Annotated in this window: 13 protein-coding genes; all 13 read left to right on the top strand. The window is 73.4% G+C overall.

The features are described from left to right. Positions 1-44: 44 nt before the first annotated feature. The 13 genes from SMA5143A_RS18045 to SMA5143A_RS17985 all read left to right on the top strand — a co-directional run bounded on the left by SMA5143A_RS18045 (position 45) and on the right by SMA5143A_RS17985 (position 16665). Entirely contained in the window at positions 45-1064 is a 1020-nt protein-coding gene (locus SMA5143A_RS18045; RefSeq protein ID WP_107463947.1) for a LacI family DNA-binding transcriptional regulator, read from the top strand. Further along, positions 1061-2590 (top strand): sugar ABC transporter ATP-binding protein, encoded by a 1530-nt coding sequence (locus SMA5143A_RS18040; protein WP_107463946.1) that lies wholly within the window; start codon positions 1061-1063, stop codon positions 2588-2590. The genes SMA5143A_RS18045 and SMA5143A_RS18040 overlap by 4 nt, the downstream gene beginning before the upstream one ends. Further along, entirely contained in the window at positions 2580-4532 is a 1953-nt protein-coding gene (locus SMA5143A_RS18035; protein ID WP_107463945.1) for an ABC transporter permease/substrate-binding protein, read from the top strand. Before SMA5143A_RS18040 ends, SMA5143A_RS18035 begins: the two co-directional genes overlap by 11 nt. 107 nt (positions 4533-4639) lie before the next feature. Then, the gene (locus tag SMA5143A_RS18030; RefSeq protein WP_107463944.1) at positions 4640-5554 is read left to right on the top strand and encodes a ribokinase; all 915 of its coding nucleotides are present in this window, start codon (positions 4640-4642) and stop codon (positions 5552-5554) included. Next, a complete protein-coding gene (gene rbsD, locus SMA5143A_RS18025; protein ID WP_107463943.1) occupies positions 5551-5940 on the top strand; it encodes a D-ribose pyranase in 390 nt (129 codons plus the stop codon). The genes SMA5143A_RS18030 and rbsD overlap by 4 nt, the downstream gene beginning before the upstream one ends. A gap of 387 nt (positions 5941-6327) precedes the next feature. After that, positions 6328-6660: a hypothetical protein gene (locus tag SMA5143A_RS18020; RefSeq protein WP_055521554.1), complete on the top strand. Its 333-nt coding sequence runs from the start codon at positions 6328-6330 to the stop codon at positions 6658-6660. A gap of 85 nt (positions 6661-6745) precedes the next feature. Continuing rightward, on the top strand, positions 6746-7057 hold the full coding sequence (locus SMA5143A_RS18015) for a pore-forming ESAT-6 family protein (RefSeq protein WP_055521555.1): 312 nt from the start codon (positions 6746-6748) through the stop codon (positions 7055-7057). Between the two features lie 89 nt (positions 7058-7146). After that, positions 7147-7452, top strand: a complete 306-nt coding sequence (locus SMA5143A_RS18010; RefSeq protein WP_107463942.1) for a hypothetical protein — start codon at positions 7147-7149, stop codon at positions 7450-7452. A 16-nt stretch (positions 7453-7468) separates the two neighbouring features. Further along, positions 7469-8851: a type VII secretion integral membrane protein EccD gene (gene eccD, locus SMA5143A_RS18005; RefSeq protein ID WP_107463941.1), complete on the top strand. Its 1383-nt coding sequence runs from the start codon at positions 7469-7471 to the stop codon at positions 8849-8851. Between the two features lie 600 nt (positions 8852-9451). Beyond that, positions 9452-10357, top strand: a complete 906-nt coding sequence (locus SMA5143A_RS18000) for a type VII secretion protein (RefSeq protein WP_258193589.1) — start codon at positions 9452-9454, stop codon at positions 10355-10357. A gap of 145 nt (positions 10358-10502) precedes the next feature. Then, a complete protein-coding gene (gene eccCa, locus SMA5143A_RS17995; protein WP_107463939.1) occupies positions 10503-14498 on the top strand; it encodes a type VII secretion protein EccCa in 3996 nt (1331 codons plus the stop codon). Between the two features lie 274 nt (positions 14499-14772). After that, the gene (locus SMA5143A_RS17990) at positions 14773-16173 is read left to right on the top strand and encodes a DUF6177 family protein (RefSeq protein WP_107463938.1); all 1401 of its coding nucleotides are present in this window, start codon (positions 14773-14775) and stop codon (positions 16171-16173) included. Positions 16174-16206: 33 nt separating this feature from the next. Further along, complete coding sequence (locus SMA5143A_RS17985; RefSeq protein ID WP_107463937.1) at positions 16207-16665, top strand: PPOX class F420-dependent oxidoreductase; 459 nt, start codon at positions 16207-16209, stop codon at positions 16663-16665. Positions 16666-16830: the final 165 nt, after the last annotated feature.

Genomic DNA, 16830 nt, shown 5'->3' with positions numbered 1-16830 from the left:
CGTACACGTCGATGTAATCGATTCCACGAGGAGGTGGAGCGGCGATGGCGAGCATCAAGGACGTCGCTGCCGAGGCGGGGGTCTCCGTCGCCACGGTGTCGCGGGTCCTCAACGACCATCCGTCGGTCAGTGCCGACGCCCGCGCGCGGGTGCTGGCCGCCGTCGAGACGCTGGGCTACCGCCCGAACGCCGTCGCCCGCTCCCTGCGCACCGACCAGACCCACACCCTCGGCCTGGTCATCAGCGACGTGATGAACCCGTACTTCACGGAGCTGGCGCGCTCCGTGGAGGAGGAGGCCCGCGCGCTCGGGTACAGCGTGATCATCGGGAACGCCGACGAGCGGCCGGACCTCCAGGACCACCATGTGCGGAACCTGCTCGACCGGCGGATCGACGGGCTGCTCGTCTCCCCCACCGACGGCGGCTCCCCGCTGATGCTGGACGCGGTGCGGGCGGGCACGCCGATGGTGTTCGTGGACCGGTGGATCCCGGGTGTGGACGTGCCGGTGGTCCGGGCGGACGGGCAGGCCGCCGTGCGGGATCTCGTGGCGCATCTGTACGGGCTCGGGCACCGGCGGCTGGCCATCATCGCGGGCCCGGCTTCGACCACGACCGGCCAGGAGCGTGTGGCGTCCTTCCGCGCGGCGCTGCACGCGTACGGGCTCGACCTGCCTGAGGACTACATAGGGCAGGGCGACTTCCAGGCCGAGAGCGGGCGCCGGGTCACCGAGGGCTTCCTCGACCTGGTCACGCCGCCCGAGGTCGTGTTCGCGGCCGACAACCTGATGGCGCTCGGCGCGCTGGACGCGGTACGCGCGCGTGGGATGCGGGTTCCGGACGACATCGCGCTGGCCGCCTTCGACGACATCCCCTGGTTCGTGCACACCGATCCGCCGATCACGGCGATCGCCCAGCCCACGGGCGAGCTGGGGCGCGCCGCCGTGCGGGCGCTGGTCGACCGCATCGAGGGGCGGCCCCCGCAGTCCGTCACCCTCCCCGCCCGTCTCGTCGTACGCCGCTCGTGCGGCGAGAACCCCAACCCTGTGCAAAGGAGCACGTCGTGAGCAACGCGGACGAGTTGCTGCGCATCGAAGGCATACGGAAGTCCTTCCCCGGTGTGGTCGCGCTGGACGGCGTCGACTTCGATCTGCGCCGGGGCGAGGTGCACGTACTGCTCGGTGAGAACGGTGCCGGCAAGAGCACGCTCATCAAGATGCTCTCCGGTGCCTACACGCCCGACGCCGGGCGGATCCTGGCCGGCGGCGAGGAGGTGCGCATCCACGGCGCGCAGGACTCCGAGCGCCTCGGGATCGCCACGATCTACCAGGAGTTCAACCTCGTTCCCGATCTGACGGTCGCCGAGAACATCTTCCTGGGGCGGCAGCCGCGCCGCTTCGGGATGATCGACCGCAAGCGGATGGAGGCGGACGCCGCCGTCCTGCTGGAGCGGGTCGGCGTGGACGTGTCACCCCGCGCGCGGGTCCGTGAGCTCGGTATCGCACGGCTCCAGATGGTCGAGATCGCGAAGGCGCTCAGCCTGGACGCGCGCGTGCTGATCATGGACGAGCCGACGGCCGTGCTGACGACCGAGGAGGTCGAGAAGCTCTTCGCGATCGTGCGCAGGCTGCGCGAGGACGGGGTCGGGATCGTCTTCATCACGCACCACCTGGAGGAGATCGCCGCGCTGGGTGACCGGGTGACGGTGATCCGGGACGGGAAGAGCGTCGGGCAGGTTCCGGCGTCCACGCCCGAGGAGGAACTCGTACGGCTCATGGTGGGCCGGTCGATCGAGCAGCAGTACCCGCGCCGACGGCCGGACTCCGGGGAGGCGCTGCTGGCCGTCGAGGGGCTCACGCGGGACGGTGTGTTCCACGACGTGAGTTTCGAGGTGCGGGCCGGTGAGGTCGTCGGCATCGCCGGGCTCGTCGGGGCAGGCCGTACGGAGGTCGTGCGGGCCGTGTTCGGCGCCGACCCGTACGACAAGGGAGCCGTGAAGGTCTCCGGCGCCCCCGTCCCGAAGCATGACGTCAACGCGGCGATGACCGCGGGGGTCGGTCTCGTCCCCGAGGACCGCAAGGGCCAGGGGCTGGTGCTGGACGCGTCCGTGGGGGAGAACCTCGGTCTGGTCACCCTGCGGGGCGCGACCCGGGGCGGGTTCGTCGACCTCAAGGGGCAGCGGGCGAACGCGGCGCGGGTCGCCGGGCAGCTGGGCGTGCGCATGGCGGGGCTCGGCCAGTCGGTGCGGACGCTGTCCGGCGGCAACCAGCAGAAGGTCGTCATCGGCAAGTGGCTGCTCGCGGACACCAAGGTGCTGATCCTCGACGAGCCGACGCGCGGTATCGACGTCGGCGCGAAGGTCGAGATCTACGAGCTGATCAACGAGCTGACGGCCGCCGGCGCCGCCGTCCTGATGATCTCCAGCGATCTGCCCGAGGTGCTCGGCATGAGCGACCGGGTGATCGTCATGGCCCAGGGGCGGATCGCGGGCGAACTGCCCGCCGCCGAGGCCACCCAGGACGCGGTGATGGCGCTCGCCGTGTCCACCCCGCACACCACCTCGACCGGAACGGAGGCCACCGGTGGCCGCTGACACGCTCAAGAGCACGACGGGCGCGAGTGGCCCCTCGGGCCTGCGCAGAATCCTGCTCGACAACGGCGCGCTGAGCGCCCTCATCGTCCTCGTCGTCGCGATGTCGGTGCTGTCCGGCGACTTCCTGACGGCCGACAACCTGCTGAACATCGGCGTCCAGGCGGCCGTCACCGCCATCCTCGCCTTCGGTGTGACCTTCGTGATCGTCTCGGCGGGCATCGACCTGTCGGTGGGTTCGGTGGCGGCCCTGTCGGCGACCGTGCTGGCGTGGAGCGCCACGTCGGAGGGCGTGCCGGTCCCGATAGCCGTCCTCCTCGCGATCGTCACCGGCATCGCGTGCGGTCTCGTCAACGGTTTCCTCGTCTCGTACGGGAAGCTGCCCCCGTTCATCGCGACGCTCGCGATGCTGTCGGTGGGGCGCGGTCTGTCGCTGGTGATCTCGCAGGGCAGCCCGATCGCGTTCCCGGAGTCGGTGTCGCACCTCGGTGACAACCTCGGCGGCTGGCTGCCGGTGCCCGTCCTGGTGATGGTCGTCATGGGTCTGATCACGGCGGTGGTCCTGGGCCGGACGTACATCGGGCGGGCCATGTACGCGATCGGCGGCAACGAGGAGGCGGCCCGGCTGTCCGGCCTGCGGGTGAAGCGGCAGAAGCTCGTGATCTACGCCCTGTCCGGGCTGTTCGCCGCGGCGGCGGGCATCGTGCTGGCCTCCCGGCTGTCCTCCGCGCAGCCGCAGGCCGCGCAGGGCTACGAGCTGGACGCGATCGCGGCGGTGGTCATCGGCGGCGCCTCCCTGGCCGGCGGCACGGGCAAGGCTTCGGGCACGCTGATCGGCGCGCTGATCCTGGCGGTGCTGCGCAACGGCCTGAACCTGCTGTCGGTGTCGGCGTTCTGGCAGCAGGTCGTCATCGGTGTGGTGATCGCGCTGGCGGTGCTCCTCGACACGGTCCGCCGCAAGGCCGGGGCCACCCCCGTGGCGGCCGGGACCGGTGGCTCGGGCGACCGGGGCAAGCAGGCGCTGACCTACCTCCTGGCGGCGGTGGTCGCGGCGGCGGTCGTGGGCGCGACGTCCTTCCTGCACAGCGGTTCGTCGGCGGCCAAGAGCCAGAAGATCGGGCTGTCGCTGTCCACGCTGAACAACCCCTTCTTCGTGCAGATCCGGGCCGGCGCGCAGGAGGAGGCGAAGAAGCTGGGTGTCGACCTGTCCGTGACGGACGCGCAGAACGACGCCTCGCAGCAGGCCAACCAGTTGCAGAACTTCACCAGTGAAGGTCTCGGCACGATCATCGTGAACCCGGTGGACTCCGACGCGGTGACCCCGGCGGCGAAGGCCGTGAACAAGGCGGACATCCCGCTGGTGGCGGTCGACCGGGCGGTCAACGGCGCGAACACGGCGGCCCTCGTCGCCTCCGACAACGTCAGCGGCGGGAAGCTGGCCGCGAAGGCGCTCGCGGAGAAGCTGGGCGGCAAGGGCGAGATCGTCGTCCTCCAGGGCCAGGCGGGCACCTCCGCCAGCCGGGAGCGCGGCGCGGGCTTCGCCGAGGGACTGAAGGCGTACCCGGGCATCAAGGTCCTCGCCAGGCAGCCCGCCGACTGGGACCGCACCAAGGGTCTCGACGTGATGACGAACCTCCTCCAGGCCAACCCCGACGTCGACGGTGTCTTCGCGGAGAACGACGAGATGGCGCTCGGCGCGATCAAGGCGCTCGGTGCCAAGGCCGGGAAGACCGTCCAGGTCATCGGCTTCGACGGCACCGCCGACGGTCTGAAGGCCGTCGAGGGCGGCACGCTGTACGCGTCGGTCGCGCAGCAGCCCGCCGAACTCGGCAGGATCGCGGTGCGCAACGCGGTGCGGGCGGCCGAGGGCGAGAAGGTGAAGAAGTCGGTGATGGTGCCGGTGAAGGTGGTCACGGCGCAGAACGTGGCCGAGTTCGGCGGCTGACACGATGCGGTGGCCGGACGGGGGGATCCGTCCGGCCGCTTCGGCTTCTCCGCCCTCCGGCGCGACCGGCCGGCGGGCGGCTCCAACCCAGCACAGGGAGATGCTTCATGTACGACTACGACCTCCTGGTCGTGGGATCGGCCAACGCCGACCTGGTGATCGGTGTCGAGCGGCGGCCGGGGGCCGGTGAGACGGTGCTCGGCTCCGACCTGGCCGTGCACCCGGGTGGCAAGGGTGCCAACCAGGCGGTGGCTGCGGCCCGGCTCGGGGCCCGTACGGCGCTGCTCGCCCGGGTCGGTGACGACGGCAACGGCCGGCTGCTGCTCGACTCGCTCCGCGAGGCGGGGGTCGACACGGCGGGGGTGCTGGTCGGCGGGGCGCCCACCGGGGTCGCCCTGATCACCGTGGACCCGTCGGGCGACAACAGCATCGTCGTGTCGCCCGGCGCCAACGGGAGGCTGACCCCCGAGGACGTCCGGGCCGCGGACCCGCTGCTCCGGCGTTCCCGGGTGGTGTCGGCTCAGTTGGAGATCCCGTTGGAGACGGTGGTGGAGGTCGTACGGCGGCTGCCGGAGGGCACACGGTTCGTGCTGAACCCGTCGCCGCCGCGGGAGTTGCCCGGGGAGGTGCTGGCGGCCTGCGATCCGCTGATCGTCAACGAGCACGAGGCGCGGGTCATCGCCGGGGGCGAGCTGGCGGGGTCGCCGGAGGACTGGGCGCGGGCGCTGCTGGCGCTCGGGCCGCGCTCGGTGGTGGTGACGCTGGGCGCGGAGGGCGCGCTGATCGCGACCGCCGAGGGCACCGCCCGGGTGGCGGCCCTGAAGGTGGAGGCGGTGGACACCACGGGGGCCGGGGACGCGTTCACGGCGGCGCTGGCGTGGAAGCTCGGCGCGGGCGAGGAGCCGGCCGAGGCCGCCGCGTACGCGGCGCGGGTCGGGGCGGCTGCCGTCACCAGGGCCGGGGCGCAGGTGTCGTTCCCGACGGCCGGCGAGGTGGCCGCGCTCGGGGGTGGGGGCCGGTGAGGCGGGGCGGGATACTCAACCGTCATCTGGCCGGGGCGCTCGCAGAGTTGGGGCACGGGCACGGGGTGCTGGTGTGCGACGCGGGGATGCCGGTGCCGCGGGGGCCGCGGGTGGTCGACCTGGCGTTCCGGGCGGGGGTGCCGTCGTTCGCCGAGGTGCTGGACGGGCTGCTCGACGAACTCGTGGTCGAGGGCGCGACCGCCGCGCACGAGGTCCGGGACGCCAACCCGGAGGCGGCGGCCCTGCTGGCGGACCGCTTCGCGGCGCTGGAGCTGGTCCCGCACGAGCGGCTGAAGGAACTGTCGGAGGACGCGCGGCTGGTCGTCCGCACCGGGGAGGCGCGGCCGTACGCGAACGTGCTGCTGCGCTGCGGGGTGTTCTTCTGAGCGGTGCGCTCCGCCGAGGGGACGTGGATGTTCTCGCGCCGTCCGACATGTTTCGAGGGGCCCGGTCCACGACCGGGCCCCTCGGCTTTCCCCTCCCCGTCAGAACCCCCGCGATCCCCCCAGATCCCCCTCCAGAAGTTCCGACGCTCAGTACGACCGGCTGGGCGGGGGAAGGGTTGCACGGTCTTTTGAAGTTTTTTTGGTATGCCAATATCCAGAGCTCGGGGCCGTCGCCGAGGGCGGCGTGTGAACGCGGTTGCGCCACAAGCCTGTTCGAGTTGTGTCCCGATCATGTCACTTTGACGGCAAGTGCGTTGCGGGTGCAACGGGTTGTGGGGGAGCATGGGCGGGACGTAGGTGAACCGGACACACGGGGGTGGACACGACGTGAAGTTCGACATGGGGTCGACGACTCTGGCGGACCTCGGCAAGAGCACGCTCGGTTCGAGCGACGACCTGGGGACGCTGATCCAGTTGCTGATCAGCGCGGCGGAGCCGCTGGAGGGCAAGTTCAACGGCTCGGGCAAGCTGGCGTTCGACTCGTTCAAGAACCGCGCGGACGAGATCACCGCGGACCTCAACAGCTCGCTCGCCGCGATCCTGGGCGGTCAGTCGGGCATGGACAACGCCTTCGGCACCGGTGACGTGGAGTCCCAGGACAACGCCAACCAGAACATGGGCCTCGCGAACTTCGACGCGGCCCGCTTCGGCGCGCGCTAGCCGTCGGCCGCCGCCACCGGTCGGCGACCACCGGACCGTTCATCGAGAGCCCGAGAGCCACGAGAGCCACAGGGGGAGATTCACCATGGGGCAGAACCAGGACCGCCGTTCGTACGACACCGGTGCCTCGGGCGAGGTGCAGACCTCGCTCGGCACGATCGTGGGCCAGCTGGAGCGGGTGCTCAGCGACCGCGACGCCGCGGTGAAGGCCGCGATGACCGACTTCCAGGCCGACGGTGTCTCCGACGACTACCACGGCAAGGAAGAGCGCTGGAAGAAGGCCGCGGGCGAGGTCCGCGAGATCATCCGCCTGGTGCGCACCACGCTGGAACAGAACGACGGCACCGCCCAGTCCACGCTGGCCAAGGCCCGCGCGGCGGTCGACCAGATCGGCTGACGCGGACCGGCGTCCGGCATCGGCTTGTGCGCGTCGGGCGTCGGCTTTGGGGCGTATGAGCAGTGAGCAGTGAGTGAGGGAAGGCAGCCGTGGCGGCGCAGGATTACGACAGCCAGTTGCTGGAGTCGGTGTCGGTGCGCCGTCGACGGCTGCGTGACGCCCTGCTGTTCGGGGCGCAGCGGCAGCGGCGCTCGGTGGACGAGCGGGTCGGGAAGGTCTTCGCCGGGATCGTCATCGCGGCGGTGTTGTGCGCGGGATGTGTGGGGTGGTCGTTCGTGTCGAACCGCATCATCGGCAAGAGTCCGTACGGGAGTTCGGTACAACCGTCCGTGACGCCCTCGGCGAGCCCGTCGGGAGCCTCCTCCACGGCTCCTACCAGCACTTCTACCCGGTGATAGGTTCGAACGCGTGATGTCTACGGGGGCTCTGGGCCAGGAGATGACCGGCGGTCGTACGGCACTGAGCCGCGTCACGCTGGTCGGTGAGCGGCGGCGCGTGGATCTCGTGCTGCCGTCGCGGGAACCGGTCGGGCTGCTGCTGCCCGAGGTGATGCGGCTGCTCGACGACCAGGTCGGCGGACAGCCGGAGTTGCGGCATCTCCTCACCACGGACGGCAGCGCCCTCGCCCACGACAGCACCCTGGAGTCGGCCGGCGTCCCGGACGGCGCCGTACTGCGTCTGGTGCGCGCCGAGGACGCGCCGTCGGCGCCCGTCGTGCACGACGTCACGGACGAGGCCGCCGAGGACCTCGACTCCCGTGCCCGGCGCTGGAGTCCGGCCGCCCGGCGGGTCACCGCCGGGCTCGCCACGGTCGGCTGGGCGCTGGCCGCCGGATGGCTGGCGCGCGCCGAGTACACGGCCGGGACCGTCGCGGGCGCGCTGCTCGCCGTCGCCCTGGTCGCCGCGCTCGCGGGCGCGCTGCTGGGGCGGCTGAGGAGGTACGGGCTCGCCACGACGCTCCTGGTGACCGCCGGGGCGCTGGCGCTGCTCGGCGCCTCCACCCTGGCCGACGCGCAGGACTGGTCCGGCACCGCGCGGGTCGCGGCGCTGGCCGGGGCGGGGATCGTCACCCTCGCCCTGCTCGGCCTGTTCAGCCCGCTCGGGCGGGGCGGGCTGGTCGGGGCCGGTGCGCTGGCCGGGACCGCGGTGTGCTGGCTGGGCGTCGCCGCGTTCGTGTCGGTGCGGTCGCCGGCGGCCGAACAGGCCCGGGTGGGCGCCGTGCTCGCCGTCGTCTCCGTGATCGTGCTGGGGCTGCTGCCCCGGCTCGCGCTGATGGCGTCCGGTCTCTCCGGGCTCGACGACCGGCGCTCCGCCGGGACCTCCGTGAGCCGCTACCAGGTGGCGGCCGCGCTCACCGCCACCCACCGGGGCCTGGTCCTCGCGACGGTGACGACGGCCGTCTCGGCCACCGCCGCCGGGGTGTTCGCGCTGCGCGCGCCCACCAAGTGGACCGTGCTGCTGGCCGCCGTCACCATGGTCGTCCTCGCGCTGCGCGCCCGGGCGTTCCCGCTGGTCGCCGAGGTCGTGGTGCTGCTGGGCGCGGCGGCGGTCCTCGCGGCGCGGCTGATCGCGGTCTGGGTGGAGCGGTCCGGTGACGCGGCCGGTCCGCTCGCCGTGCTCGTGCTGCTGGCCGTCCTGCCGCTGCTGGTGCTCGCCGTGCAGCCGGCCGAACATGTCCGGGTCCGGCTCCGCCGCCTCGGCGACACGCTGGAGTCCATCGGCGTCATCACCCTGTTCCCGCTGCTCATCGGGGTGTTCGGCGTGTACGGGCGACTGCTCGACACCTTCGCTTAGGAGCTGGGGGCGCACATGGCGCAGGCAGAGGACTGGCAGCGGGACGTGCTGCGCGAGCTGGGGCAGGACGGTGCGGGGGCCCGGACGGGGGCGGGCGCGGGAGCCGCGTCCGGTCCGGAGCGGTCCGGGGCCGGTGCGGCGTCCAGCGCGACGGATGGGACCGCTACGACGGGTGCGGCGGGTGCCGGGGGTGTGCCTTCCGGCACCGGGCGGCGGGCCGAGCCGACGCTGCGGTTGGTGCGCTCGGTTCCGTCCGAGGCGGTCGAGCGGTCCGAGTCCGCCGAACCGGCCGAGGCCGCGCCGCTGGGGTCGGGACCGGGGCACGGGATGCCCGTGGGCCCGGTGCCCGTGAACCCCGTAACCGCTCAGCCGGTTCAGCAGCCCGTACAGCCCATGCAGCCCGTACAGCCCGTGCAGCCCGTGCAGCCCGTGCAGCCCGTGCAGCCCGTGCAGCCCGCACAACCCGTTCAGCCGACCCCTGTCGTCCAGCCGTCGGTTCAGTCCGAGCCTCGACACCCCGCCCCCCGCTCCGCTCCCCCGGCCGCCCCCGCGCCGCGTGGTTCGCGGGTGCCGCAGTCGCCGGCGCACACTCCGGAGTCGGTGCCGACGATCGATCCCCGGCTGGCGCACGCGCTGGGGCGGCCGCAGCACGGGGACTCCGTGGCCCGGCGTACGGGGCGTTCGATCAAGAAGCTGACGGCGTCCGCCGCGCAGGACGTAGCGGAGGAGACGCGCATCGCGCGGGAGTTGCAGCAGCCGGTGACGACGGGGCGGGTGATCGCCGTGACGTCGATCCGGGGCGGCGTCGGCAAGTCGACGGTGGCGGCGCTGCTGGGGCGGACGTTCAACCACTACCGGCACGACCCGGTGCTCACCCTGGAGGCGGACGCCGCGCTCGGCACGCTCCCGGTGCGGATGGGCGCCGACTCGGTGCGCTGGGCGGCGGCCGACCTCGCGCGGATCCTCAACCCGGCGATGCAGCTCACCGACGTCACCGGCTACCTGGTGCCCGTGTCGGACGGCGGCTGGCTGCTGCCGGCCAGCCAGGGCCGCGTGGGAGCCCCGCTGGACATCAGGACGTACCGCACGGTGACCCTCGCGCTGCGGCGCTACTTCGCGGTGACCGTGGTGGACTGCGAGACGCTGCCGGGCGAGGTGGCCCGTACGGCGATGGACACGGCGCACGCGCGCGTGGTCGTCGCCCCGATGACCGCCGAGGGTGTCAACGGCACCCGGCAGGTCCTGGACTGGCTGGGCCAGTTGCCGCACTCCGCGCTGGCCTCGACGGTCGTGGCGCTCACCGCGAACTCGCCCGACGTCACCCTGGACCGGAAGACGGCGGTCGCGCACCTGAAGGAGTCCGGCGTCCACGTCGTCACCGTCCCCTACGACCGGCACCTCGCCCAGGGCGGCCCGATCCGCACCGCCCTGCTGGGCCAGGCCACGCGGGAGGCGGCCGTGACGCTGGCGGCGGAGGCGATGACCCGGGCGGTGAGGATGCGATGAGCGGCCGACCCGGCTCCGCGACGTACGCCCGCCCTCAGCACACCGCGACGTACGCCCGCCCTCGCCACACCGCTACGCACGACCGCCCTCGCCACACCGCTACACACGACCGCCCTCAGCACTCATGGGAAGAAGGGGTCCGTCCGTGACCCAGCAGTTGGTCCATCGGCCCGCGCGCAGCACCCGCCCGCTCGGGGCGGCCGAACCCCGCACCATCGAACCGCCGCCCAACCTCCCGGAGGGCAAGGCGGGTTCGGCGGCGACGGCGCTGCTGCCGATGGCGGGGGTCATGGGCTCCGTCGTGATGATGACCGTGATCCGCAGCAGTCAGTTCGCGGCGCTCGGCGCGGTCGTGCTGGTCTTCGCGCTGCTCGGCGCGGTCGCCCTGTTCCTGTCGCAGCGCGGCAAGGCGCAGCGCACCCGGCGGGCGCAGCGGGAGCGGTATCTGGAGTATCTGGAGGAGCTGCGGGAGGAGTTGGGCGCGAAGGAACGCGAGCGGCGGACCCTGGCCCGGGTGCTCGATCCGCCCCCGGAGGCGCTGTACGACCTCGCGCGGGACCCGGCGCGGCTGTGGGAGCGCCGGCGGCGGGACGCGGACTTCCTGCGGGTGCGGGTCGGCACCGGTGACGTGCCGGTGGCGGAGCTGGCCATCGGGCAGAACCAGGGCGGTGTGATGACGCCGCCGGACCCGTTCATGCTGAACGAGGCGCGTGCCCTGCTGGCCCGTTACGCGGTGGCCGACGACTGCCCGATCACCGTGCCTCTGGACCGCGCGGGCAACGTCAGTGTCGTCGGCGACCGGGAGGGTGTACTGCGGGTGGCGCGGGCGCTCCTCGTCCAGGTCGCCGTGGCGCACGCGCCGGACGACGTGGCCGTGGCGCTCGGGGTGCCCGGGGAGCGGCTGCCGGACTGGGAGTGGGCGAAGTGGCTGCCGCATGTGCTGGACGGCCAGGAGCACGACGGGCCGGTGCCCGCCCGGCGGATCGCGCCGAGCCTGGCGCAGCTGGCCCGGCACTTCCGCCATGAGCTGGGGCGGCGCGCCTCGTACGCGGCGGAGGTGCGGCGCGGCCTGGCCGACCGGGGCGCGCTGCGGCTGGCGTCCCGCATGCTGGTGGTGAGCGACGAGTACGGGGAGACGGCCGCCGAACTGCCGCTGCCGGACACGGCGGTGGGGCTCGGCGACATGGGTGTGACGGTGCTGCATCTGCTGGAGCGGCAGGTGCACGAGCCGGACCAGGTGTCGGTGCGGATCACCGTCCGGGGTGATCAGGTCGTCGTCGAGGACCTCCGGGAGGGGGCCCACGCGCTCGCCCGGGGCTCCTCCGACGACGTGACCGCCGCCGGGGCCGAGGGCCTCGCCCGGCTGCTCGCGCCGCTGCGGCTGTCGGCGGAGTCGGCGGCCGAGGGCACCCCGGTCACCGGGCCCGTCGACTTCCCCGTACTGCTCGGCGTCGACGACCCGGCCGTACTGGACCTGGAGCGGCTGTGGGCGCCGCGCGGTGAGCGGGAGTTCCTGCGTGTGCCGATCGGACTGACCGACCGTCATGAGCCGGTGCTGCTGGACCTGAAGGAGTCCTCCGAGCTGGGCATGGGCCCGCACGGTCTGTGCGTGGGCGCGACCGGGTCCGGAAAGAGCGAGCTGCTGCGCACCCTGGTGCTGGCGCTCGCCGCCACCCACCCGCCCGAGGACCTGGCGCTCGTCCTGGTCGACTACAAGGGCGGCGCCACCTTCGCCCCGTTCACCGGGCTGCCGCACGTGGCCGGGGTGATCACCAACCTGGAGAACCAGGCGGGGCTCGTCGAACGCGTGCACTCCAGCCTCGCCGGTGAGGTCAAGCGGCGGCAGCAGGTGCTGAAGGACGCGGGGAACGTCGCCGACATCGGGCACTACGCGGCCCTGCGGGCGAGCAGCCGCCCGGACCTGGAACCGCTGCCGCACCTGTTCGTCGTGATCGACGAGTTCGGTGAACTGCTCACCGCCAAGCCGGACTTCATCGACCTGTTCCTCTCCATAGGCCGCATCGGGCGCTCCATCGGTGTGCATCTGCTGCTGTCCAGCCAGCGCATCGAGGGCGGCAAGCTCAAGGGCCTCGACACCTATCTGTCGTACCGGCTGGGCCTCAGGACGTTCTCCGCCGACGAGTCGCGGACCGTCCTCGACACCACCGACGCCTTCCATCTGCCGCCGCTGCCGGGCTTCGGCTACCTCAAGGTGGACACCTCGACGTACGAGCGGTTCAAGGCGGGGTACGTGTCCGGCGCCTACCGGGGTCCGGCGCTCGCCGCGCGGGAGGACGACGACACGCCGCTCGCGTGGCCGTACCCGGCGTACAACACGCTCGGCGGTACACCGGCGGCGGGCGGCGCGGCCGAGGAGCCCAGGGCGACCAAGCGGGAGACCGGGCCGACGGTGATGTCGGTGATGGTCGACCGGCTCGCCGGGGCCGCGCGGCCGGTGCGGCGGATCTGGCTGCCGCCGCTGCCGGACGCGATCACGCTGGACGCGGCGGCCGGGCCGGTGGGCGTGGACGAGCGCGGGCTGCGACTCGCCGCCCGGCGGGGGCCGTTGCGGGTGCCGCTCGGGGTGCTGGACGATCCGGCGAAGCAGTGGCAGGGCCACTGGGTGCTCGATCTGACGGTCGCGGGCGGGCACGCGGCGGTGATCGGCGGCCCGCAGTCCGGCAAGACGACGCTGCTGCGGACCCTCGCGCTGTCGCTGGCGGCGACCCACACGCCCGCCGAGGTCGCCGTCTACGGCCTCGACCTGGTCGGCGGCGGCCTGTCCGCCCTGGCCGGGCTGCCGCACGTCGGCGGGATCGCCGGGCGGGCCGACCGGGAGCGGGCGGCGCGGACGGTCGCCGAGGTGCGGACGATGCTGATCGAGCGGGAGGAGCTGTTCCGCGAGCACGGCATCGACTCCGTCGACCAGCTCCGCCGCCTCCGCGCCCGGGGCGAGCTGCGGGAGCTGGGCTCCACCGACATCGTGCTGCTCATCGACGGGTTCGGGGCGCTGCGCGACGAGTTCGCCGAGCTGGACGACACGGTCGTGGACCTCCTCAAGCGGGGCGGCGGCTACGGCATCCACGTCGTCGGCGGCATGCTCCGCTGGAACGACGTGCGGATCGCGACGCAGTCGATGTTCGGCACCCGGATCGAGCTGCGGCTCAACGACCCGAGCGATTCCAGCGTCGACCGCAAGCTCTCCCAGACCCTGTCGCCCGACACGCCGGGGCGGGCCCTCACCGACGGCAAGCTGTTCGCGCAGGTCGCGCTGCCCCGCCTGGACGGCCGGCCGTCGACGGGCGACCTCGGTCCGGCGCTGGAGGACGCGGCCCGGACGATCCGCTCCACCTGGCACGGCGAACTGGCGCCTCCGGTCCGGGTGTTGCCGACCCGGTTGCCCGCCGACCGGCTGCCGTCGCAGGTCGCCGAGCCGGGCCGCGTCCCGATCGGCGTCGACCAGGACGCCCTCGCGCCGGTGCTCCTCGACCTGTTCGGCTCCGACCAGCATCTGCTGGTCCTCGGCGACAACGAGTGCGGCAAGACGAACCTGCTGAAGCTGATCGTGGACCGGCTGGTGGAGCGGTACTCCGAGGAGGAGCTGGTCTTCGGCGTGTTCGACCCGCGGCGCGGGCTGCGGGGCGTGGTCCCGGAGCCGTACCGGGGCGGTTACGCGCACAACGCGAAGCTCGCCGTCGGGCTGGCGTCCGGGATCGCGACCGAGCTGGAGAAGCGGATGCCTCAGAGCGCCGACCCGGACGCGGTGACCGACGAGCCCGCCTTCGAGGGGCCGCGCATCGTGATCCTCGTCGACGACTACGACATCCTCACCACCGCCGGGCAGCAGCCGCTGGCGCCGTTCCTGCCGTATGTGTCGTCGGCGCAGGACATCGGCCTGCACTTCGTGATCGCGCGGCGGACGGCGGGCGCCTCACGGGCCGTCTACGAGCCGCTGCTCCAGACGCTCCGCGAGACGGGGACGGCGGCGCTGCTCATGACCGGCGAGCGGAGCGAGGGCCAGCTCTTCCCCGGCCTGTACCCGTCCGCGCAGCCGCCCGGCCGGGGCACCCTGGTGCGCCGGGGCCGCGCCCACCAGCTGATCCAGACCGCGCTGTCCGGCGAGGAGGCCACGCCCAGGTGACGGCTGACCCGGCACGACGCCCGCCCACGACCGCCCCGAGGGGAGCGAGGGCAGCACGCCGAACCGTGCCCACCCCGACGCGATCACGCCCACCCGCACCCGACCCGTCGGAAGCACCCGCACCCATGCCGGCCCCGACAGCAGCACCCGCACCCGCACCCGCCCCGACAGCAGCGCCCGCACCCGCACCCGCGCCCGCCCCGACGGGAGCACGACGACCCGGGCCCGCCTCCCCAGGGCGGCCCGCCGCGACCACCGAGAAGGACGACCGCACGTGACCAAGGACGTCATCGCTCTCACCCCGACGATGCCCGACGTGTGGGCGCTCATGGCGAGTCTGTACGCGGGCGGCTCCGACCTGGACCTGTCGGCGGCGGCCGACGGCGCGGTCGTCCAGCTGCACGGCCCCGGCGGGCGCCCCCTGGTGTCCGTGGAGTCGCCGCTGCTGGTGCGGGTGCCGGGCGAGGCGGAGCGGTTGCTCGGGCAGAGCGCCGAGGCCCCCTACTGGTGGACGGAGGCACGGGCCTCCACGGCCGTACCGGAGGCGGAGAAGCTGGCCGGGGTGGTGTGCGGCCGGCTCAACACGCTGCTGGGCGGCACGACCTGGCCGGCCGGGGCCGCGCGCACGGAGGCGGTCGATGTGTCGGCCGTGCCGTCGGCGGGGGCCGGGCAGCCCGCCGTGGACGTCGTCACCGAGAACGCGGCGGTCGTCCTCATCGACCGCCCGGTGGTGGCGCTGACCAGCTGGCTCGCCGAGATCATGCGGACGGCCGTGGCGTCCCGGCGGTCCCTCCAGATCGTCACCCCGCCCGAGGTCCGCCTGAGCGCCCCGGCCCGCACCACGCTCGCCCGGGTGCCCAACCGGTGGGTGGTGCGGGACCCGGAGTGCGGCTACTACGACGGGCTGTCGGGGGCGGTGCTGCGCTGGCAGGACGGGGCGTTCTCGCCCGCGCTGTCCGAGGACGGCACGGCGACGGTGGCCGCCGCGTTCACGCGCCGCGCGGAGGAGGCGCCGGGCCGCCGGCTGGTCGTCGCGATGCGTACGGCGCACCGGCCCGACGAACGGCTCCTGCTGGGCGGCGCGCTGGAGACGGCCTGGGAGACCCTGACCGGCTCGGCGCCCGCCGGCTGGGGCACCGCGGAGCCCGTCAACCTCCCCTGGTCGCCGAGGCAGTTGACGGACCTGGCGCGGGAGCGGATGCCCGAGCCGTCACAGCTGATCGTGGTGGGGCGGCCCGAACGCCCGGCCATGGCGACGCTGCGGGTGACGCGGACGACGAAGGGCGTCGAGGAGGACATGGTCCTGACCGTCGGGTACGCGCGGGACGAGGAACCGCCTCTGGACCGCGTACGGGCCCTGGCGGAGGAGCTGGTCACGAAGCACTCCCTGCGGACCATGCTGACCTCCGTGCAGGTGGCCCCCGCCGACCTCGCGACCGCCCCGCGCCTGGAGGGCCCGCCGCTGCCGGCCGCCTTCACCCTGGGCCCCGACGACGTCCACTCCATCGGCCGCGACCACGCCCGCCGCCCCCCGCTCGACCAGCCCCCCACAGTCCTCGGCCCGACGGCCCGCCCGGCCCTGCACTACACCCTCGGCGACGGCGGGGACCCGACGTCCTGGGAACGACTCCAGAAGCTCACGCAACACCTCGGGGCGCCGACGGTGTCGGGATGAAATAGCCGGGCCGACAAGGGCGTTGATCACGTCATGAACCAAGGACCGGCACCGCGCCCACTGACGGACGAAGCCCTCTCCAGTCTGCTGGGCAAGCAGCAGTTCGGCACACTCGCCACCGTCAAGCGCGATGGCCACCCCCACCTGACCACCATGCTGTACAGCTGGGACCCCGAAGCCCGCACCGTGCGGTTCTCGACGACGGCCGACCGGGTCAAGGTCGGGCATCTGCGGCGCGACCCGCGTGCGGCGCTTCATGTGCAGGGTGGCGACGTGTGGTCGTTCGCCGTCGCCGAGGGCGAGGCGGAGGTCTCCGAGCCCACGACCGTTCCCGGCGACGCCGTCGGGCGTGAACTCCTCCAGCTGATCCCGCGAGCGGCGAAGCCGGAGGACGAAGGCGCGTTTCTGCGGCAGCTGGTCGCCGAGCGCCGGGTGGTCGTCCGGCTGAAGGTGGACCGTCTGTACGGGACGGCGCTCGACATCGACGGTTAGAGGTCGTTTTCACCTGGTCTGCCCGTGTATCCGGCGATTTCCAGACAGCCGGGTTGTGGTGCTCGTCTCGTCGAACGCGCCGCCACCGCAACACGGCCGGGAGCCGGGCGAGGCGCCCGTCGGCCGCCCTCGACAGCGGCAGGCAGGCTGCGCGCGGCGCACCGC

Origin of the sequence: Streptomyces sp. MA5143a, from assembly GCF_900290235.1 — a bacterium.
GTDB lineage: Bacteria > Actinomycetota > Actinomycetes > Streptomycetales > Streptomycetaceae > Streptomyces.
Note: the sequence above shows the minus strand (reverse complement) of the source record. Positions and strands in the feature narration are given on the sequence as shown.